General features: G+C 73.4%; 18 protein-coding genes. 7 read left to right on the top strand and 11 right to left on the bottom strand.

The genetic code is table 11. From position 1 onward, the window contains the following. Positions 1 to 132: 132 nt before the first annotated feature. The 3 genes from JK359_RS13335 to JK359_RS13325 all read right to left on the bottom strand — a co-directional run bounded on the left by JK359_RS13335 (position 133) and on the right by JK359_RS13325 (position 3235). Positions 133 to 810 carry a hypothetical protein gene (locus JK359_RS13335; RefSeq protein ID WP_201835265.1) on the bottom strand — a complete coding sequence of 226 codons (678 nt, stop codon included), beginning with the start codon at positions 808 to 810 and terminating at the stop codon, positions 133 to 135. A 196-nt stretch (positions 811 to 1006) separates the two neighbouring features. Further along, entirely contained in the window at positions 1007 to 2698 is a 1692-nt protein-coding gene (locus tag JK359_RS13330; protein ID WP_201835264.1) for a DUF885 domain-containing protein, read from the bottom strand. Positions 2699 to 2749: 51 nt separating this feature from the next. Further along, a complete protein-coding gene (locus tag JK359_RS13325; RefSeq protein WP_201835263.1) occupies positions 2750 to 3235 on the bottom strand; it encodes an Lrp/AsnC family transcriptional regulator in 486 nt (161 codons plus the stop codon). Positions 3236 to 3295: 60 nt separating this feature from the next. Here JK359_RS13325 and JK359_RS13320 point away from each other — a divergent pair, with 60 nt between their 5' ends. Continuing rightward, complete coding sequence (locus JK359_RS13320) at positions 3296 to 4495, top strand: trans-sulfuration enzyme family protein (protein ID WP_201835261.1); 1200 nt, start codon at positions 3296 to 3298, stop codon at positions 4493 to 4495. A gap of 110 nt (positions 4496 to 4605) precedes the next feature. On the opposite strand, the gene JK359_RS13315 is transcribed toward JK359_RS13320, so the two are convergent. Continuing rightward, on the bottom strand, positions 4606 to 6042 hold the full coding sequence (locus JK359_RS13315) for a GNAT family N-acetyltransferase (protein ID WP_201835259.1): 1437 nt from the start codon (positions 6040 to 6042) through the stop codon (positions 4606 to 4608). Positions 6043 to 6610: 568 nt separating this feature from the next. On the opposite strand from JK359_RS13315, the gene JK359_RS13310 reads away from it, so the two are divergent. Further along, complete coding sequence (locus JK359_RS13310; protein ID WP_236677806.1) at positions 6611 to 8683, top strand: helicase domain-containing protein; 2073 nt, start codon at positions 6611 to 6613, stop codon at positions 8681 to 8683. Positions 8684 to 8750: 67 nt separating this feature from the next. Here the strand turns inward: JK359_RS13310 and JK359_RS13305 are convergent, their stop codons facing one another. The 3 genes from JK359_RS13305 to JK359_RS13295 form a co-directional block, all read right to left on the bottom strand. After that, complete coding sequence (locus JK359_RS13305; RefSeq protein WP_201835255.1) at positions 8751 to 10337, bottom strand: alkaline phosphatase D family protein; 1587 nt, start codon at positions 10335 to 10337, stop codon at positions 8751 to 8753. 274 nt (positions 10338 to 10611) lie between these two features. Further along, positions 10612 to 11442, bottom strand: coding sequence for an alpha/beta fold hydrolase (locus JK359_RS13300; protein ID WP_201835253.1), 831 nt, complete (start codon positions 11440 to 11442; stop codon positions 10612 to 10614). A gap of 144 nt (positions 11443 to 11586) precedes the next feature. Continuing rightward, positions 11587 to 12240, bottom strand: a complete 654-nt coding sequence (locus JK359_RS13295) for an NADPH-dependent F420 reductase (protein WP_201835251.1) — start codon at positions 12238 to 12240, stop codon at positions 11587 to 11589. A gap of 122 nt (positions 12241 to 12362) precedes the next feature. On the opposite strand from JK359_RS13295, the gene JK359_RS13290 reads away from it, so the two are divergent. Together JK359_RS13290 and JK359_RS13285 are read left to right on the top strand one after the other, a co-directional pair. Next, positions 12363 to 13253, top strand: coding sequence for an RNA polymerase sigma-70 factor (locus JK359_RS13290; protein ID WP_201835249.1), 891 nt, complete (start codon positions 12363 to 12365; stop codon positions 13251 to 13253). A 294-nt stretch (positions 13254 to 13547) separates the two neighbouring features. Beyond that, positions 13548 to 14309, top strand: coding sequence for a GntR family transcriptional regulator (locus JK359_RS13285; RefSeq protein WP_201835247.1), 762 nt, complete (start codon positions 13548 to 13550; stop codon positions 14307 to 14309). Positions 14310 to 14634: 325 nt separating this feature from the next. Here the strand turns inward: JK359_RS13285 and JK359_RS13280 are convergent, their stop codons facing one another. The 3 genes from JK359_RS13280 to JK359_RS13270 all read right to left on the bottom strand — a co-directional run bounded on the left by JK359_RS13280 (position 14635) and on the right by JK359_RS13270 (position 17710). After that, entirely contained in the window at positions 14635 to 15786 is a 1152-nt protein-coding gene (locus JK359_RS13280) for an ROK family protein (RefSeq protein ID WP_201835245.1), read from the bottom strand. Positions 15787 to 15884: 98 nt separating this feature from the next. Then, positions 15885 to 16541 carry a response regulator transcription factor gene (locus tag JK359_RS13275; protein WP_201835243.1) on the bottom strand — a complete coding sequence of 219 codons (657 nt, stop codon included), beginning with the start codon at positions 16539 to 16541 and terminating at the stop codon, positions 15885 to 15887. 14 nt (positions 16542 to 16555) lie between these two features. Next, complete coding sequence (locus JK359_RS13270; RefSeq protein ID WP_201835242.1) at positions 16556 to 17710, bottom strand: sensor histidine kinase; 1155 nt, start codon at positions 17708 to 17710, stop codon at positions 16556 to 16558. Between the two features lie 108 nt (positions 17711 to 17818). On the opposite strand from JK359_RS13270, the gene JK359_RS13265 reads away from it, so the two are divergent. The 3 genes from JK359_RS13265 to JK359_RS13255 all read left to right on the top strand — a co-directional run bounded on the left by JK359_RS13265 (position 17819) and on the right by JK359_RS13255 (position 19991). Continuing rightward, the gene (locus tag JK359_RS13265) at positions 17819 to 18739 is read left to right on the top strand and encodes an ATP-binding cassette domain-containing protein (RefSeq protein ID WP_201835240.1); all 921 of its coding nucleotides are present in this window, start codon (positions 17819 to 17821) and stop codon (positions 18737 to 18739) included. A gap of 2 nt (positions 18740 to 18741) precedes the next feature. Next, the gene (locus tag JK359_RS13260) at positions 18742 to 19458 is read left to right on the top strand and encodes an ABC-2 transporter permease family protein (RefSeq protein ID WP_201835238.1); all 717 of its coding nucleotides are present in this window, start codon (positions 18742 to 18744) and stop codon (positions 19456 to 19458) included. 89 nt (positions 19459 to 19547) lie between these two features. Continuing rightward, entirely contained in the window at positions 19548 to 19991 is a 444-nt protein-coding gene (locus JK359_RS13255; protein WP_201835237.1) for a hypothetical protein, read from the top strand. Here JK359_RS13255 and mug read toward each other — a convergent pair whose 3' ends face one another. Beyond that, positions 19992 to 20483: a G/U mismatch-specific DNA glycosylase gene (mug, locus tag JK359_RS13250; RefSeq protein WP_307788089.1), complete on the bottom strand. Its 492-nt coding sequence runs from the start codon at positions 20481 to 20483 to the stop codon at positions 19992 to 19994. Positions 20484 to 20520 lie beyond the last annotated feature (37 nt).

The following is a 20520-nucleotide window of genomic DNA, read 5'->3' as shown; positions in this document are numbered from 1 at the left end:
CCGGCGCGCACCGCGGCATCCGCGGGCGGCTCCGGACGGCGGTCGTCCCCCGCTCGCCAGGATGCGAGCCGGGACGGGGTGCCCGCGCGCGGGGCACGCCGATCGAGTGAGCGGCTGCCGTGGCGGCGGCCGTCATACGGCCGCCGCCGGCCGGGGCCGGTCTCGGCGGCGCACGCCGAGGATGTGCAGGCTGAGCAGCAGCGACCACGCGGGGAAGGCCAGTTCCGCCCAGGGCGCGTTCGACGAGAGGAAGAGCAGGACCAGGGCGGCGAGGAAGCCCACGACCGTGAGCCAGCGCGGCAGGACGCCGAGGCGGTGGCCGATGACCGACATGGAGGACGCGAAGACGGCCGCCATCCGCATGGCGTACTCCGTCATCAGCGAGTACGCCAGGTGGCGGCCGAAGTCCCAGGCGGCCGGGGGCGGCAGCGCACCGGTCGGGTGCTGCACCGCGATCACGGCGCCGGCCGCCGCGGCGGCTCCGAACAACATGGCGGTGAAGACCAGCCCGCTGCCGAGGAGGACGGTGGCGAGGAACTTGTCCTCGACGGCACCGACGTGCGCGCGCACCGCACCGACGAACCAGAGGAAGAGGATGCCGGCGAACGGCACGAGCGTGAGGGCCGCCCGCAGCGCGTCGCGCTGCGCGGAGTCCGTGAACGCCTGCGGGCCGGACGTGTCGGCCCCTGCCGGAAGCCCCGTCCGGACCAGGACGATCACCGCTGCCAGGAGCAGCGCGAAGAGGACACCGGCGAGCCCGGCGGCGCGCGGTGTCTCCAGTACCTGCTGCCCCGGCCCCTTCTCGTGCATGCCCGGCCCGCCTCTCGCGTCGGCCCCCGGCACCAGCTAGCCGCCTCCGCCAGGCGCGCGCCAGCGGGAGGCGGCCGTACGGCCGAGCGCCGCGCCGCGCCGCCCCGTGCCGCAGGCGCCGGCGGGGCCGGGCCGGCTACGACGACCGCCCCGTCGCCTGCCGGGCGACGGGGCGGGAGGGAGCACGGGCGCGGCGTCAGAGCCGGGACAGCTCGTCCACCAGGTCGTCCAGGCCCAGCGCCCCCTGGGACAGCGCCGCCATGTGCCACGACTTCAGGTCGAACGCGGCACCGTGCCGCTCGCGCGCCTTCTCCCGGCCCAGCAGCCACGCCCGCTCACCGAGCTTGTAGCCGATCGCCTGGCCCGGAATCGTCAGGTACCGGGTCAGCTCGCTCTCCACGAAGTCCGCCGGCCGGCTGCTGTGCGCGCCGAAGAACTCCTGCGCCAGCTCCGGCGTCCACCGCTCACCGGGGTGGAACGGCGAGTCGGCCGGGATCTGCAGTTCCAGGTGCATGCCGATGTCCACGATCACCCGGACCGCGCGCATCATCTGCGCGTCCAGGTAGCCGAGCCGCTCCTCGGGGTCCTTGAGGTAGCCCAGCTCGTCCATCAGCCGCTCCGCGTACAGCGCCCAGCCCTCGACGTTGGCGCTGACCATGCCGACGGTCGCCTGGTAGCGGGAGAGGTTCCCGGCTACGTGCGTCCACTGCGCGAGCTGCAGATGATGCCCGGGCACGCCCTCGTGGTACCAGGTCGACACGAGGTCGTAGACCGGGAAGCGGGTCTCGCCCATCGTGGGCAGCCAGGTGCACCCGGGCCGCGAGAAGTCCTCCGTCGGGGGCGTGTAGTACGGGGCGGCCGCACCGCCGGGCGGGGCGATGCGGGACTCCACCTTCCGCACCCGCTCGGCCAGCTCGAAGTGCGTGCCGTCCAGTTCCTCGACGGCCCTGTCCATCAGACCCTGCAGCCATGCGCGGACCTCCTCCACGCCCACGATGTGCCGCCCGTGCTCATCGAGGTGCGCGAGCGCGACCCACGGCGTCCCGGCGCCGGGCAGGATCTTCTCCGCCTCCCGCTCCATCTCGCCGAGCAGCGGGTGGAACTCCGCCCAGCCGTACGCGTACGCCTCGTCGAGGTCCAGGTCGGTGCCGTTGTAGTAGCGCGTCCAGCGTGCGTACCGTTCCCTGCCCACCACGTCCGGCGCGCCCTCGATCGCCGGCGCGTACACGTCCCGCAGCCAGTCCCGCAGCGTCCGCAGGGCGCCGGTCGCCGCACCCGCCGCCTCGCTCAGCTCCGCGCGCAGCGCCTCGGGGCCCGCGGCGGCGAAGTCCTCGTACCAGCCGCGACCCGAGCCGTCCGTGTCCGTCCATTCGGTCAGCTGCCCGATGAAGGTCCCGGTGGGCCGGGGCGACGCGAACAGCTTGCGCTCCAGGCCGAGTTGCAGGGACGCGCGGTAGCCGGCGAGCGCGTCCGGCACCGCACGCAGCCGCTCCGCGATCAGCGCCCAGTCCTCGTCCGACCGCGTCGGCATGACCGTGAACACGTTCCGCACCGCATGGCCGGGCGTGCTCATGTTGCCGACCGCGCGGAGGTGCTCGTCCGCGTCGAAGACGGCGAGTTCGGCGGTGAGCCGCTCCCGCAGCAGCCGTCCGCAGCGCCGCTCCGCGTCGCTGTCCGCGCCGGGCCGCCGCTCCGCCTCGTCCAGCCGGGCGAGCGTGGTCCGGGCCAGCTCCGCGAGGGCTTCCTGACCGGCGGGCGAGAAGTCGGGCAGCCGGCTCGCACTCTCCTTCACACCGAGGTACGTACCGGTGACCGGGTCCAGGGCGATGAGGTCGTCCACGTAGGCGTCGGCTACCTGACGGGGCAGCGGGCTCTTGGTCTCAGACATGCGGCCATCCTCGTACGGGGAGGATCTCCGCGTCACCACGCGCGGGGGGATTCAGCCCTGGGCGTGGTCGGGCGGCAGCAGCGGCCCGCACTCCCACTGCTGGAAGATCAGCCGGGTCTCCACCCGGGCCACCTCGCGCCGCGCCGTGAACTCGTCCAGTACCAGCCGCTGCAGGTCGGCCATGTCCGCGACGGCCACGTGCACCAGATAGTCGTCCGGACCGGTCAGGTGGAACACCGTCCGGGCCTCCGGCAGCGCCCTGATCCGCTCCACGAAGGGCCCCACCAGCTCCCGCCGGTGCGGCCTCACCTGCACCGACAGCAGCGCCTGGAGCCCCCGGCCGAGTCTGGCCGGATCGAGCTGCAGCCGGTGACCGAGGATCACACCCGAGCGGCGCAGCCTGGTCACCCGGTCCAGGCAGGTCGACGGCGCCACGCCCACCTGCGCGGCGAGATCGCGGTAGGTGGTCCGGGCGTCGTTCTGCAACAGGCGCAGCAGGTGCAGATCGACCGGATCCAGTACGACAGATTCGGCCATTGCCCGAACGTAGCACGGTGTCCGATTCCCGCGAACCGTTCGATGTTCACTCTTCCGCCCATGGACACAGCCAGCACGGGTGCCTACGACGACGTACGCACCGCAGCGAGAGCCCTGGCCACCGAGGCCGTGCACGCCGGCCGCGACGACCTCGCCCGCCAGGGCCTGCACGCCCCGCCGATCGACCTGTCCACCACCTATCCCTCTTACGACAGCCGGGCCGAGGCCGTCCGCATCGACGCCTTCGCCGCCGACGGTGCCGACCCGGTGGGGCCGCCGGTCTACGGCCGCCTCGGCAACCCGACCGTCGCCCGCTTCGAGACCGCGCTCGCCCGCCTGGAGGGCACCGAGTCCGCGGTCGCCTTCGCCAGCGGCATGGCCGCGCTCAGTGCGGTCCTCCTCGCCAGGTCGGCCATGGGCCTGCGCCATGTCGTCGCCGTACGGCCGCTGTACGGCTGCAGCGACCATCTGCTGACCGCGGGCCTGCTCGGCACGGAGGTCACCTGGACCGACCCGGCCGGCATCGCCGACGCCGTACGCCCCGACACCGGTCTGGTGATGGTCGAGTCCCCGGCCAACCCGACCCTCGCCGAACTCGACCTGCGGGCCGTCGCCCACGCCTGCGGCTCGGTCCCGCTGCTCGCCGACAACACCTTCGCCACGCCGGTGCTGCAGCGCCCGGCCGAGCAGGGGGCGCGGATGGTGCTGCACAGCGCCACCAAGTACCTCGGCGGGCACGGGGACGTGCTCGCCGGGGTGGTCGCCTGCGACGAGGAGTTCGCGGGCCGGCTGCGGCAGATACGTTTCGCCACCGGCGGGGTGCTGCATCCGCTGGCCGGCTACCTGCTGCTGCGCGGCCTCGCCACCCTGCCGGTACGGGTGCGCGCCGCCTCCGCGAACGCCGCCGAACTGGTCCGCCGGCTGGCCGGCGACCCGCGCGTGGCCCGGGTGCACTACCCGCGGCTCGGCGGGGCGATGATCGCCTTCGAGGTGCACGAGGACCCGCACGAGGTCATCTCCCGGGTCCGGCTCATCACCCCCGCGGTCAGCCTGGGCAGCGTCGACACGCTCATCCAGCATCCGGCGTCCATCAGCCACCGCATCGTGGACGCCGACGACCGGCGCGGGGCCGGGGTGAGCGACCGGCTGCTCCGCCTGTCCGTCGGTCTCGAGGACGTCGACGACCTGTGGTCCGACCTGGACCAGGCCCTCGGGCAGCGAACCCGTGGGCCGGAGCGACTGCGCGAGGCAGTGGCCTGAGGAACGGGCGCCGGGCGCGGGGGGCCCGGCGCCTCGAGCGGTGGGGCGGGAGGCCGCCGGAGGCGGGGCCGTCGGTTCCGGTGGGGGGCGCCGTGCGGGGCGCCGGGCGGTCAGGTCCGGCGGGGCGGCCCGGTCAGGCCGTGGCGGGCGGTGAGGTGAGGGGAGTGCCGGGGCGTCCGCCCGGCGTCGAGGCGGGCCGTGATGACCAGCGTGCCCTCCTCGATCTGGTAGTCCAGGGGGAGCCCGAGACCACGCATCGCGGCGACCATGCCGGTGTTGGAGGCCTGGGTCACGGCGTACACGCTCTCGCAGCGGGCCTCCACCGCCATCGCGACCAGCCGGCCGAGCAGTTCACCGCCGATGCCCCGCTGCTGCCAGTCGTCCTCGATGAGCAGCGCGACCTCGGTCTCGTCGCCGTCCCACAGCAGATGACCGAGTCCGACGATCCGGCCGGACGCGGTCTGCGCGGCCAGCGTCCGGCCGAAGCGGGGGCTGAGCAGGTGGTTCAGGTAGCGGTCCGCGTCGCCGACCGGGCCGTGGTAGCGCAGAGCGAGGGTGCGCGGCGAGCACCGCTCGTGCATCTCCTTGGCCGCGACCAGGTCCCCGGTGTCGGCCCGGCGCACGGTGATGTCGTTGCCCTCGGGCAGGGTCAGCACGTCCTGGCCGCCGGGGATGCGCGGTCCGAGCCTGCTGTCCAGCTCCACCAGCGCCCGGGCCCGCGCGAACTCGGTGGGCGTGAACGGCAGGTACGGCCGCTCCACGGTGAGCACACCGCCCTCCGGCGCCGGCAGCCGCATCAGGGTGTCCTCCAGCACGCCCTCGACCGGCACCGGTTCCGGGCCGCGTCCGCCGCCCGCCGGGGTGCCGGGCAGCGTACGGATCGTGCAGCGGCCCAGCAACTGGCGCAGCGCCAGCGGCAGTTCGGCGGCGTCCAGGGCGGTGCGGGCTGCCAGGCCGAGCACCCGGGTGGGCGCGTCGACCAGGTCGTGGGCGTCGGCCCGCTCGATCCAGGTGGCCGAGCCCCCGGCCAGCGCGACCGCCCGGGTGATCTCCGCCGCCGCCAGCGCGCCCGGCGCCCGCAGCAGGAACTCGTCCACGGTGCCCTCGGCCAGCGGGTGCGCCTGCAGGCTCAGGATGTCCACCCGCTGCCCGGCCAGCGCCGTGCACAGGGTGGCCAGGGAGCCCGGCTCGTCCTTCACCGTGGTCCGCATCCGCCACAGCGCGCCGGCGGCCTCCCCGGCGGCCGGCTGCTCGGACGACCCGGCCTGCCGCGCCTGGGCGGCCGGCCGGGCGCCGGTATCGCTCAGCGGCGGCGCGTGTCCGTGGCGGCGTGACCACCACACGTGGAAGCCCGCCGTCGCGGCCAGCGCGAGCGCCGAGATCATCAGCAGGGCCGGGCCGTCCGGTCCGTGCCCGATCAGGTTCGCCACACCGTCCGCCACGGCGACGGCCGTGAAGAGCGCGGCCAGCTCGACGACGTCCCGCCGCCAGTGGTGCACGGGCCGCCCGTGCTTCGCCCGGGTCACATCAGACATCTCTGGAGTCATGCAGCCACTGTGAAGGAAGGGTGTTGCGTGATCACGAACTGATTGTGACCGATGGGTAAAGCATGCTTCCGCCCGTTTGTTGCGATTTACACGGTTGCAATGCGGGGGTGTTCCCGCCGAGTTCAGGCAGCCCTCTCCGCGGCGAGGGCGTCCCGCAGCCGCCGCGCCTGGCCGGCCAGGCGGGAGGAGCCACGGCGTGCCGCGGCCTCCGCCAGGTGCGTGCACCTCCCCCTGTGCCCCGGAAAACCTGGGTTCATCGGACTCCCGCCGCGCCGGGCGTCATTCGTTCCTTGGTGAAAGCCATCTGCTCTGCGGGTCGACATCATTCCCTTTCCTCGGGCGCGGCAAAAAATCGCCGGCATCGAAGGGCGGGCTCCTCCCGCAGGGAGGTGGACATCGGGAGCGCAATCAGCGATATGCGGAACGGTGTGATGCTCGATGTGCCGCACGGGCAGCCGTCATGGCTGCAGCCGCAGGGACACGGCTTCACCAGGTAAGTCAAGACTTACCTTCGGGGAAGACCGACCGTATGGTGTGGCTCGGATCGAAGGAGCCTCTGTTGTCGAAAATGAACGGTCCTGCCGTGCGTGCGGTTGAATCGGAGCAGGATTATGTGTCCTCCTTATACGAGTTGCTCACCGAGCGGCTTTCCGAGGCGCGAATACAGCGGGCGAGTGTGCTGAAGGCCCCGGCGGACAGCCCCGGGGAGGCATACGAGAGAGAAATCGCCGCCGAGCGTCTGGCCAAGGAAATCAGCCGGCTGGAGGGCGCCGAAAAGGGGCTGGTCTTCGGGCGCATCGACCGGACGGACGGCACGGCCCTGCGCATCGGGCGGATCGGACTGCACACGGAGGAGGACGACCTGCCGCTGCTCGTGGACTGGCGCGCGAACGCGGCACGGCCCTTCTACGAGGCGACACCGGTCCACCCGATGGACCTGCGGCGGCGCAGGCACCTGCGCCTCGAGGCGCGCACGGTCATCTCGGTGAGCGACGAACTGCTGGACGGGACCGCTCCGACCGACGAGGACGTCGTGGGGGACGGCCCGTTGACCGAGGCTCTGTCGGCACGGCGTACGGGCAGGATGCACGCGGCCGTCGCGACACTGCAGGCCGAACAGGACGAGATCGTCCGCTCCGCCCACCGCGGGGTGACCGTCGTACAGGGCGGGCCCGGCACCGGCAAGACGGTGGTCGCCCTGCACCGGGCGGCCTACGTCCTGTACGCGTTCCCGCGCGCCGCGGAGGAAGGTGTCCTGGTGGTCGGCCCGAACGCCCGGTTCCTCGACTACATCTCCCAGGTCCTTCCCTCGCTCGGAGAGAACGACGTCGTTCTGGCGACCTGCCGGGAACTGGCCGGAGTGTCCACGGACGCGGCGGACCCGTTCGATACGGCGCGCCTCAAGGGCGGCTCCGACCTCGCCGACGCCTTGGCCGGCCTGCTGCGCGTCCACCAGGCCCCCGCCGGCGACTTCACCGTGCGGGTCGGACAGGAACCGGTTCGCCTGTCCCACGAGGAAGTCGCCACGGCACGCGACGCCGCCGTGACAGCCGCACCGGGGCACAACCCCGCGCGCCAGGTGTTCAAAGAGCTGTTGGTCGACGCCGTCACCGACGCGATGCAACGAGACCTGGGTGACCTCCTGGAGCAGATCGACGCCGACACCGAAAGGATGACGGGCATCGACCTCGACCGGTTCACGGGAGCCGCCCAGCGCCGTGCCGAAGGTGCGGCCGACTCGGGGCCCGCCCACGAGCTGGACCCGGACGCCATCCGAGCCGGTCTCCTCGACGACGCCGGCGTCGAGGAAGCGGTCGAGGTGTTGTGGCCGCGGCTGGTACCCGGTGACCTCGTGAAGGCGCTCCTGACGGATCCCGGCGCTCTCGCCGAGCACCTGCCCCGCCTGACCGCGCAGGAGCGGTCCCTTCTGCTGCGCGGTCCGGACGACCCGTGGACCGGCGCCGATGTGCCGTTGCTGGACGAGGCGGCGAGCCTGGTCGACGGGCCCCCCGAGCGGACGTACGGGCACGTCGTCGTCGACGAGGCGCAGGAACTGACCGCCATGCAGTGGCGGATGATCGTCCGCCGCTGCCCGGCAAGGGCGATGACGCTGGTGGGCGACTTCGCCCAGGCAGGCCCGGTCGCGACAGCACGCGACTGGAAGGAAGCACTGGGCCCCCACGTGGGACCGCGGTTCAGACTGCACGACCTGACCGTCAGCTACCGCACCACGCAGGAGATCCTGGAGAGCGTCCGGGACCTGCTCACGCGGATCGCTCCCGGCCAGAAGCCCACACGGTCACTGCGAAGCGGTGAGAGCCCTCGCACCGTGACCACACCTCCGGACGGGTTGGTCACCGCCGTCGTCCAGGAGCTGCGCGCCCAGAGCACCGCGCACCCGGGCGAGCTTCTGGGGGTGATCTGCGCGGACACCAGGGTGAGCGAGCTGACGGCCCGGGGCATCGCCCACCACGCACGCATCGTGCCGGCGTCCGAAGCACGCGGCCTGGAATTCGACGGGGTCGTCGTCGTGGACCCCGAGGAAATCATCACGGCCCGCCCCGGTGGGGAAAGGGACTTGTACGTAGCCCTGACCCGCGCCACCAAACGCCTGTGCACCATCACCGCCCAGCCCGCCTGACGACTCGGCGCCCCCGGAGGCCACGGAACCTCGAGCCATGGCCCCCGGAGGGGCTCCGGGAGCCGTCCTACTGGCCGACCAGGCCCGGCTGCAGCGTCTGCGTGAACAGCACGGTGCCGTCCTGCTCGCGCAGCCGTACCGTCAGCTCGCCGCTGTCGCCGTCGATGTCCACCTCGCCGAAGAACTGGTAGCCACCGGCGGGCGACACGTTCGACGCGGTCGGCGCCTTCACGAACACCCGCTCGGGACCGAAGGTGCCGTCCAGCGCGCTGGCCGGGAACGCACCGGCGTTGAGCGGCCCGGAGACGAACTCCCAGAACGGCTCGAAGTCGGTGAACGCGGCCCGGGACGGCTGGTAGTGCTGGGCGGAGGTGTGGTGCACGTCCGCCGTCAGCCACAGCGTGCCGGTGATCCGCCGGTGCTTGACGAACCGCAGCAGCTCGGCGATCTGCAGCTCACGGCCGAGCGGGGCGCCCGGGTCGCCCTGGGCCACCGCCTCGAAGTTGGGCTTGTTCTCCATCGGGTCCGGTACGACGAGCCCCAGCGGCATGTCGGCCGCGATCACCTTCCACGCGGCGCGCGACCGGGCCAGCTCACGCTTGAGCCACTCCAGCTGCTCCCGGCCGAGGATGCCCTGCGGGTCCACGGTCTGGCCGTCGGGGGAGTTGGCATTGCGGTAGGTCCGCATGTCCAGCACGAACACGTCCAGCAGCGGACCCTGGTGCAGCACCCGGTGGACGCGGCCCTCGGCGGCCCCCGGACGCAGTGTGGAAACCGGGAAGTACTCGCTGAACGCCCGCCGGGCGCGCGCGGCGAGGACGTCGATGCTCTTCTCGGTGTACCGGGTGTCGGTGGCGGCGACCACCTCTCCCGGGTACCAGTTGTTGCGCACCTCGTGGTCGTCCCACTGGACGACCGAGGGCACCTGCGCGTTGAACCGGCGCAGGTTCGCGTCGAGCAGGTTGTAGCGGAAGTTGCCTCGGTACTCGGCGAGGGTCTCGGCGACCTTCGACTTCTCCTCGGTGGTGATGTTCCGCCAGGTGCTGCCGTCGGGCAGTGCCTGAGTGGAGCCGATGGGCCCGTCGGCGTAGATGTTGTCGCCGCTGCACAGGAAGAAGTCGGGGTCCAGCTTCGCCATCGCGTCGTAGATCCGGTAGCCGCCCAGCTCGGGGTTGATGCCCCAGCCCTGGCCCGCCAGGTCGCCCGACCACAGGAAGCGCACACCGTCCCGGCGGCGCCGGGAGGCCGTGCGGAAAGTACCGGTCACGGGCTCGCCGGTGCGGCGCGGGTCGTCCGGGTCGGCGAGCAGCACGCGGTAGTGGATCTGCTCCCCGGAGGGCAGGCCATGCAGCCGGGTGGTCCCGGTGAAGTCCGTGCCGGCGCCCAGCAGCGGGCCGTGCCATCTGCGCGGGTCGCGGAACGACTCGGTGGCCGAGGTCTCCACGATCATCCGGGCCGGCCGGTCCGAACGCACCCACACCAGGCCGGAGTGGGCGGTGACATCCCCCGTCTGCACGCCCCAGCCGGCCTCGGGGCGTCCGGAGCGGGCGAAGGCCGGGGCCGCGCCGAGGCCCACGGGCAGGGTCAGGGCCGCCGACGCGGCGACGGAGCCGCGCAGTACGCTGCGGCGGCCGGGGAACGGACGGTGGGACATGACTGCGCCTCCTGGGACGGGGTCCGGCCGGTGTGCAGAGCCACACCTACTGGGGCGCTGCGGCGCGCACGCAAACCACGAGTGAACAACCGTCCGCGCCCGGGAACGAGCAACCGGCCGTGCCCGGAGTGAGCAACCCGCTGCGACCAGGAGTGAGCAACCGGCCGTGCCGGGAACGAGCAACCGGCCGTGCCCGGAGTGAGCAACCCGACGCGACCAGGAGTGTGTAACCGGCCGTTCCCGCCCGAGGTTGACCAGCCGTCAGGCCCGCTGCTCAGCGGCTTCCGTCCAGGATGACCCGTGCGACCAGCGCCGGGTCGTCGTTCATCGGGCAGTGGCCGCAGCCGGGCAGCCGGACCAGCCGGGCATGCGGGATGAGCTGCTTGGCCCGGATCCCCTGGCGGCGCACGAGGAGCCGGTCCCGGGCGCCCCAGGCCACCGTGACCGGCAGGCCGGGCAGGCCGTCGGTGAACCGGACGGTGGTGCCCGCACGCAGGGTCGCCTCGAAGCCGGTGGCCCCCACGAGCGCGAGCGTCTCGGCGACCACCGCCTCGGGGGAGCGGCGCGCGGGCCGGGCGTAGATGGTGCTCGTCAGCACGGTCCGGCCGGCCGCCGTGTGCGCCAGCCGTTCCACCAGCGGCACCGGGAGACGCTGGGCGATGCCCCGCATCGTGAGCAGCACCGTGAAGGCGTACCGTCGCTCGGCCTCCGTCCAGAAGCCGGCCGGTGAGAACGCGGTCACCGAGCGGACGAGCTTCTCCCGGCCCAGCTCCAGCGCGAGCAGGCCGCCCAGCGAGTTCCCGGCGATGTGCGGGCGGTCCAGCTCCAGGGTCTCGAACAGGCTGCCGAGCACGGAGTTGGTGGTGGGCAGGTCATAGGCCAGGCCGCCGGGCAGGCCCGGTGAGGCGCCGAAGCCCGGCAGGTCGACGGCGATCACGTCTCGCTCGGTGGCGAGGATGTCCACGACCGGGTCCCAGGCCTGCCGGTGGTGTCCGATGCCGTGCAGCAGGACCAGCGGTTCGCCGCGGCCCACGCGCGCGTAGGACACGGTCACGTCGCCCGGGCCGTGCGGGGTGGGGACCTTGAAGGAGACGGTGGCGGACATGGGGTGCTCCTCGTCTGGGCTGCTGACGGACGCCGTAGACAGCTTGTCAGCAATTGCTACCGGCGGGTAGCCCCCGGGGTGTGCGCCTTGTGCCGCCGTACGGCCGCCGAACCGGCCGGCGCACCTCACATCGCTCGGCGCACCTCAAACCGCCCGGCGTACCTCGATGTTGAAGTCGGGGCTGCCGAAACGCCCGAACATGGAGAGCCACAACGGCAGATACATCTCCACCGCACGCGCCGCCCGGATGCCGCCCAGGTCCAGGACCCGCCCGGCCGGCCAGCCGAACTCCACGAGCAGCTCGGTCACCTGCTCCTTGGCCCGCGCGTCCTCCCCGCACACGAACACGTTGTGCTCGCCCGGCACCCGCCCCGGCTTCACCATCACCTGGCAGTTGACGGTGTTCAGCGTCTTCACCACGCGCGCGTGCGGGAAGGCCCGCTGGATCCGCTCGCCCACACTGTCCGACTCCACCGGGTCCAGTCGCGGCTGCCCGTCCTCGAACAGCAGCGGGTTGGACACGTCCACCAGCACCTTCCCGTCCAGGTGCTCCGCGCCCGCCGCCCGCAGCGCGTCCAGCGCCACCGTGCCGCCCACCGCGTTGACGACCACCTCGCCGGCCGCCGCCGCCTGCGCGAAGGTGCCCGCGTGAGCCCGGCCGGCCGCGGCCGTGGCCCACTCCACGGCCACCGGATTGTCCGCCGAACGGGACCCGAGGGTCACCTCGTGGCCCAGCTCCAGCAGTCTGCCGCCCAGGGAACGGCCCACCTCGCCCGTGCCCAGCACCCCGTACCGCATCGGCCACCTCCAGGTCGCCGGCCGCCGCCCGCCGACGGTCCGCGGTCATTGTGATCCGGACCGCTCCCGGACCCGCTCATTCCGGGTGGACACCGGCAGGGCGTGTCGGCTGGGATGGAGCGGTGACCGCCGACCTCGCCACCGACGTCTTCGAAGAACACCGGTCCCTGCTCATGGGGGTCGCCTACCGCATGCTCGGCCGGGTCGCCGATGCCGAGGACGTGGTTCAGGACGCCTGGCTGCGCTGGTACCACGCCGACCGTACGGAAATCCGCGAAGCGCGCGCCTACCTCGTGCGCGTCACCACCCGCCTGGCCATCGACAGGCTGCGCCAGGTGCAGTCGCGCGGCGAGGCGTACGTCGGGCCGTGGCTGCCCGAGCCGTGCCGCACCGACTTCGGCGACACCGTCCCGGACTCCGCGGACCGCGCCGTGCTCGCCGACACCGTCTCCCTCGCCGTCCTGGTCGTCCTGGAGTCGCTGTCCCCGCTCGAGCGCGCGGTCTTCGTGCTCCGGGAGGCGTTCGGCTACCCCTACGCCGAGATCGCCACCCTGCTCGACCGCGGCGAGCCGGCGGTACGGCAGCTCGCCGGACGGGCCCGCCGGCATGTCGCGGAGCGGCGCCCACGGTACGAGGTCGAGCCGGCCCGGCGCCGGGAGCTGACCGAGCGTTTCCTCGCCGCTGCGGCCGAGGGGGACCTGGCGGGGCTGATGTGCCTGCTCGCCCCGGACGTCCGGCTGGTCGGCGACAGCGGGGGCAAGGCCAAGGCGCCCGTGCGCACCCTGCACACCGCGGACAAGGTCGGCCGCTTCCTCATCGGCGCCGCCCGCAAACTCCCGTCGGCCCTGTCCATGTCCTTCCGGCCCCTGGAGGTCAACGGCGGCGCCGCCCTGCTGGTGCTGGCCGACGACAAGCCCGACAGCCTGGTCCAGCTGGACATCGCCGACGGCCGGATCACCGCCGTCTACATCGTCCGCAACCCGGACAAGCTCCGGCACCTCGCCGACGACTGAACCGAGCCGCCCTTGAAGCCCCCGCCGCCACGACGGGGGCTTCGCCGTGCGACGGGGACTTTGCCGTGCGACGACTTTGCCGTGCGACGGGGACTTTGCCGCGATGTCACACGGACCACCGTGCGCGAACGCCCCGTGAACGCTGTGCGGCAGCTCGCCCGTGCGTTCCGCACGCGACCGAGGATTGGTCTTGACCAAGGGTTGTGGCCGCCCTATGGTCGCAGATAAGTGCAACAACCTTTAATAAACAAGGGCGCTAAAAACTGCCGGACCACGGCTCTTGCGGAGGACAGGGTGGGGACCACGCAGCTGGAATCGGTACCGGAACCGAAGTACTGGCATCTCAAGACCGTGCTCACCGAGGCACTCGACTCCGAGTTCTCGGTCGGCGAGATCCTGCCCAACGAGCGTGATCTCGCGGCCCGCTTCGGCGTGGCCCGCGCCACGCTCCGCCAGGCTCTCGAACAGTTGGAGCTGGAAGGCCGTCTGCAGCGCCGCCGTGGTGTGGGCACCACCGTCGCGCCGCCGCGGGTGGGCGTGGCCGTCGGCACGGAACAGCACGCCTGGCCGGGCGCCGCCGGGGACGCCTGGCAGTCCGTCGACAGCGACCAGGCCACACCGCCGGCCGCCGTCGCCGCGGCCCTGGAGACCGGCACGGACGAGCCCGTGCACACCGTCCGGCGCTCCCGCATGTCCCACGGCCAGCAGGTCGCCACCGAGATGCTCTACATCCCGGCGGCTTCGGTGCCCGGCCTGACCGCCATCGACGCACCGTCCGGCCCGGCACGCGCGCGTGCGGTGCTGCGGGAACTGCAGCACCTGCCGCTGGAGGCACAGGACCGCGCCGTCGAGCTGGGCTCGGCGCGCGCGGACGACGCCAAGGAACTCGACCGGCTCCCCGGCTCACCCGTCCTTGTCGTCACCACCCGCTTCGTCGCCCAGGGCCGCACCGCGGCCCTCTCGGTGGCGACCTACCGAGCCGACACCTGCCGCCTGACCTTCGGCGAATCAGCGGGCGTGGAAATCCACCACGACCCCCAACGCCAGGCATCCTGACCCAAGGGCCCCGGCCACAACCCGGGGCCCACACCCACGAGTCATCCAGGCCGGCGCCAACTCCCGAGGGCACGCGGGGAACCGCGCGACCGGCCACGACGACGCGGCACGGCAACGATCACCGCCCCGACCACGCGGTCTCACCCGCGGCGCAGGCCAACAAGTTGCCAGGGCCGGGGTCAACTCCCCAGGGGCGCGGGGAACTGCGCGACCGGCCACGACGGCGCGGCACGGCAACGGCTACCGCACCACGACGGCGCGGCACGGCAACGGCTACCGCACCACCACGGCGCGGCACCACACCGGCGCCCACCCCCCGTTCCGTTCAGCGCGCACCCGCCCCGTCCACCGCGAACAACCGCTCCTCGACATGGTCCAGAGCCAAGCGCAGCGCCCCCGTGGCGACGGCCGCCTCCCCGAGCAGCGACAGCGCAACCCGGGGCGGCCGCAGACAGTACCGGGCGAGTTCACGGCGCAGCGGCTCCAGGACACCGTCCAGACCGGCCGCCCACCCCCCGATCACAACCAGCTCCGGATCGAGCGCCAGCACCAGCGCGGCCACATCGTGCACGAGCCGCCGGATGAACCGCTCCACGGCCGCCCGCGCCCGCTCGTCGCCCTTGCGGGCCAGCGCGAACACCGCGGCGACCGCCTGCTCGTCCAGCGGATGCAGCGGCTCGTCGGTCGTGGACAGCAGCGCCTCCGGCGTGGCCTCGCGGCCCAGCAGATGCAGCGCGCCGATCTCCCCGGCCGCCCCGCCGTACCCGCGGTGCAGCCGCCCGCCGATGAGCGAACCGGCCCCGGGGCTCAGCCCGGCCAGCACGAACACCACGTCGTCCGTCCCGGTCGCCGACCCCTTCCAGTGCTCGGCGACCGCTGCTGCGTTGGCGTCGTTCTCCACGAGCACCGGGCACCTGAAGGAACGGCTCAGCCGCTCACCGAGCTTGAGGCCCGTCCACTGCGGCAGCGCCGTGCTCAGCCGTACCGTGCCGTCCGCCTCCACGATGCCCGGCGTGCCCACGCCCACCGCCCGCAGCGAGCTGCGTGCGACCCCGGACCGGCGCAGCAGCTCGGCCACCGCACCGCGCAGCCGCTCCAGCCGCTCGTCCGCCGGGGCGGTCACCTCGACCTCCTTGGCCTGCGCGCCCAGCACCCGCCCGTCCAGGCCGGACAGGAGCGCGGCGACCCGGTGCGGCCCGATCTCCAGCCCCAGCAGATGCCCGGCCTCCGCCCGGAACCGGAACCGCCGGGCGGGCCGCCCCTGCCGGCGCGCACCCCCCTCGTCGGCCGCCGCCTCCGCGACGAGGCCGCCCTCGATGAGCCCTTCCACGACGCCCTCGACGGTCGGCCGGGACAGTCCGGTGACGCGGGTGATCTCGGTGAGCGTCGCGCAGTCCGTGGCACGCAGGGCGCGCAGCACCACCGCGGAATTGATCCTTCGCAGCAGCGAGGGATCGCCGCCGGTCAGCTGCCCCACCGTCCGTCCTCCCAGCTCGCGGGCGTGTTGGCCGGATCGTACTCGGCCCGGCGCACCCCCGGCGAGTGCCGCGTTCCGCCCACGGCCGGACCCTTCGCTCACCCCGGCTCCACGAACCCCGACTCGTAGGCCGCGATCACCGCCTGGGTCCGGTCGCGCGCGCCGAGCTTGGCCAGGACGGCGCTCACATGCGACTTCACCGTCTCCGCGCCGACCACCAGCCGGTCGGCGATCTCCGCGTTCGACAGCCCACTCGACATCAGCCGCAGCACCTCCGCCTCCCGCTCGGTCAGCCGGGCCCGCTCCAGCGCGGTCCGCGCCGGACGGTCACCGGCGCCGTACCGGCCGGCGAGACGTCGTACGGAGGCCGGGAACAGCAGCGACTCGCCCTCCGCGACCAGCCGCACCGCGTGCACGATCTCGGCCGGCCGGGCCCGCTTCAGCAGGAACCCGTCGGCACCCGCGCGCAGCGCCTCGTACACGTACTCGTCGTCCTCGAAGGTGGTCACCACGAGGATCTTCGGCGGCTCGTCGACCGTGCGCAGCACCGCGCGCGTGGCCTCGATCCCGTCCAGCAGCGGCATCCGTACGTCCATGGCCACCACCTCCGGCCGCAGTTGCCGCACGAGCGGAACGACCGCCGCGCCGTCGGCCGCCTCACCCACCACCTCGATGTCGGGCTGCGCCTCCAGCACGGCCCGCAGACCCATGCGGACCAGGGGTTCGTCGTCTACGAGGAGCACGGTGACCGGCATCCGGCCAGCGTAGATCAGCCGAGCGGCAGCTCCGCACGCACCTGCCAGTCACCCTCGTCCGGTCCGCTCCGGGCGGTGCCGCCGAGCAGCGCGGCCCGCTCCCGTATGCCACGCAGCCCGCTGCCCCGTCCCGGGCCGGGTACGGGGCCCGGCAGCGGATTGCGGACCTCCAGGCAGAGCATGCCTCCGGCGACCGCGACCCGGACCCGTACGGGCACCGCCCCCGCGTGCCGCAGCACATTGGTGAGCGTCTCCTGGAGGATGCGGTACCCCTCCCGGGACACCGGCCCCGGCACCGCCTCGACGGGACCGGTCACCTCGGCGTCGACCTGCGCGCCCGAGGCCCGCGCCGACTCCAGCAGCCGGCCCGCGTCGGCCAGGGTGGGCCGGGCGCTCACCGGGCGCTCGGCCTCCCGCAGCACGCCCAGCACCCGCTCCAGGTCCTCCAGGGCGGCCCGGCCGGTCTCCTCGATGGCGCCCAGCGCCCGGTCGGTGAACTCCGGATCGGCCGCCGCCCGCGCGGCACCGGCCTGCACCACCGCCACCGTCAGAGCGTGCCCGATCGAGTCGTGCAGCTCCCGGGCGATCCGGGTGCGTTCCAGCAGCTGCTCGGTACGACTCTCCAGCGCGGCCAGCCGCTCCGCCGGCGACGGCCCGAGGAGCCGGCGCGCACCGGCCGTGATCAGTTCGCCGAGCCCGACGACCACCCCGTACAGGGCGAGCAGGGGGAGCGGGGCGAGCAGTGCCCAGCCGCGGTGCGGTGGCAGCCGGTCCAGCAGCGGGACCCCGGCCGGCGTCCCGCCCCACGCGCACCGCGCCAGCTCCACGCAGATGACGGGCAGCCACACCGAGGCGGCCATGGCGGCCCCGCCGAGGACCATCCTCAACTCGAGCCACAGCACCGTGCGCAGCCGGTCCCGCCAGGTCGCCGACGGGGTCTCGGCGATGCCCGGCTCCGCCTCGCCCGGCGTGAGCAGCAGCCGCGCCTGCACACCCTCGCCCAGCCGCACGGCGGGCACGAGACCGAGCGGGATCAGGAACAGCGCCGGCATCCAGGGGGTCGCCGGGTCGATGAAGAGCCAGACACTGACCGCCAGCACCGGCACCCACAGATGCAGCAGGCGCGTGTACGTCGTCCCGCGCAGCAGCGGGCGCAGAAGCCGGACCATGGCCACATCGTCGCAGGCAGCACCGGCAACGGGCCTCCCCCGGCCGGGGGAGACGCTCTCCACCGGCGGGGGAGGCGACGAACCCGCCCACCCGGCCAGGCTGTTGTCATGACCAGCATCGACGTACGAGACCTCACCAAGGAGTACGGCGGCCGGCGGGCCGTGGACGGGCTCACCTTCAGCGTCCGCCCCGGGCGCGTCACCGGTTTCCTCGGCCCCAACGGCGCCGGCAAGTCCACCACCATGCGGATGGTCCTCGGCCTGGACCACCCCACCACCGGCACCGCCACGATCGGCGGTCACGCCTACGCCCGGCTCCGCGAACCCCTGCGCCGGGTGGGCTCCCTGCTCGACGCGGACGCCGCGCACGGTTCCCGCACGGCACGGGATCATCTGCGGGCACTCGCCGCGAGCAACCGCATCCCGGCCCGCCGGGTCGACGCCGTCCTGGAGGAGACGGGGCTGGCGGCCGTGGCGCGGCGCCGGGTGCGCACGTACTCGCTCGGCATGCGCCAGCGGCTCGGCATCGCCGCCGCCCTGCTGGGCGACCCCGAGGCCGTGCTGCTCGACGAACCCGCCAACGGCCTCGACCCCGAAGGCATCGTCTGGATCCGGACGCTGCTGCGCCGGCTCGCCGCGGAGGGCCGTACGGTCCTGGTCTCCAGCCATCTGATGGGCGAGACCGCCGCGTTCGCCGACCACCTGCTCATCCTCGGCCGGGGCCGGCTGCTCGCCGACACCTCGGTCCAGGAGTTCATCCACGCGCGCGTGCAGCCCCGCGTCCGGGTCCGCACCACCGACCCCGCCGTACTCGGCGATCTCCTCGCCCTGCACGGCCACGACGCCTCCCGGGACGCGGAGGGCACCTGGACCGTGCTCCACGCGCGTGTGGACGACATCGGCCGGCTGATGTCCGAAGCGGGCGTCCCCGTCCTGGAACTCGCCGCCCGCGAGGCCGGGCTGGAGGAGGCCTACCTCGATCTGACCGCGGCCGAAGCCGAGTTCACCGCACAGCCCCAGGAGGCCTGACCATGCCCTTCGTACCCGTGCTCCACGCCGAGTGGATCAAGATCCGTACGCTGCCTTCCCTGCGCGGCGCCCTCGCTGCCGTCCTCGTCACCACCGTGGTGTTCTCGGCGCTCGCCTCGGCCGACGCCGACGGCCGCGGCTCCGACGCGCTGTTCTCGGTGTTCTCCGGCATCAGTTTCGGGCAGGTCGCCGCGATCGCCTTCGGAACGACGGCCGTGGCGTCCGAGTTCCGGGGCGGCGCACTGCGGCTGACACTGGCGGCGGTGCCCGACCGGGGACGCTGGTTCGCGGCGAAGGCGACCGCGATCGCGCTGCCGACACTGGCCGTGGGGCTGCTCACCGGGTTCGTCACGCTGCTGGTGGGCCGGGCCGTGCTCGGCGGGTCCGCCCCGGGCTGGGCCGAGGGAGTGCGCGGCGCGGTCGGCTGCGGCCTGCACCTGACCCTGATGGCACTGTTCGCCGCCGGACTCACGGTCGTGCTGCGCAGCGGGGTCGCGACCCTCTCCGTGCTGATCCCGTTCGTGCTGATCGTGTCCTTCGTCATCGGTGACATGTCCGGCGGGGTGGCCGATTTCCTCCCCGACCGGGCCGGCCAAGTGGCCCTGCACAGCGACTGGGACGGCACCCTCGGCCCGGGGAGCGGACTCCTGGTGACCGCGCTGTGGTCGGCGGGGGCCCTGCTCGCGGGCGGCTGGACCCTGCGACACAGGGACGCCTGACGACGGCGGAGCGGAGGCCGGCTCACGGCGTGCCCGGGGGACGCCTGACGGCCCGCCAATTGTCAGTGGTGCCCGCTTTACTGGAACCCATGGACATCGCGAAGTGCCTGACGCTCATCGACCTGCTGTGCGCCCGGGAGTTCCCGGCCGCGCACGGCAGGACGGAGCACGGCGAGAGCGGGCCCGGCTATCACATAGCCGCTTTACAGACCAGCGGTGACTTCTGGGAGGACGACGGCACGGCACGGGAGGAGACCGCGGAGCAGTACGAGGCCGACCGGGACGGCCTCGCTGAGCGGCTCACCGAGCGCTGGGGGCCGGCCCAGTACTTCAGCCTGTACGGCGTCCTCCGCCGGGGGACGGAGGGCGAGCACATCGAGGAACCCTGGGCCGGCCTCAGCAACCACATCCCCGACGTCCAGCTGTGGCGGGTGCCGGAGCGGGACCGGTGGGTCGTCCTCGGCGTCTCCCAGTGGGCCGGGGAACTGCCGTTCCAGCTCCTCGGCATAGTGACCGAGACGGATCCTCCCTGATCAGCCGCCGTCGGCCGCCCGCCGCAGCCGGCCGAACTCCTCCGCCATCGTGGCCGCGGTCCAGTGCGCGTTCAGCCCACTGGGATTGGGCAGCACCCAGACCCGGGTGTCCCCGATCGTCCGCTCCTGCGGACCGACCTGAGCCGTGCGGTCACCGAACGCCACCCGGTAGGCGGTCACGCCGACCACGGCCAGCCAGCCCGGCCGCAGCCGCTTCACCTTTGCAGTCAGCGACTGCCCACCCGCGACGTACTCCTCGGCGGTCAGCTCGTCCGCCCGCGCGGTCGCCCGCGCCACCACATTGGTGATCCCCAGCCCGTACGACAGCAGTTCGCCCTGCTCGGCGGGGTTCAGCAGCCGGGGCGTGAAACCGGACAGGTGCAGCACGGGCCAGAACCGGTTGCCGGGGCGGGCGAAGTGGTGACCGGTCGCCGCCGTCATCAGCCCCGGGTTGATCCCGCAGAAGAGCACGCGGAGGCCGTCCGCGACCACGTCCGGGACGAGGCGGTCGCGGGCGGCCTCCAGTTCC

This window comes from Streptomyces actinomycinicus, assembly GCF_016741775.1.
In the GTDB taxonomy this organism is placed as follows: domain Bacteria; phylum Actinomycetota; class Actinomycetes; order Streptomycetales; family Streptomycetaceae; genus Streptomyces; species Streptomyces actinomycinicus.
The sequence above is the reverse complement of the archived record's forward strand: the minus strand, read 5'-3'. Positions and strand labels throughout refer to the sequence as shown.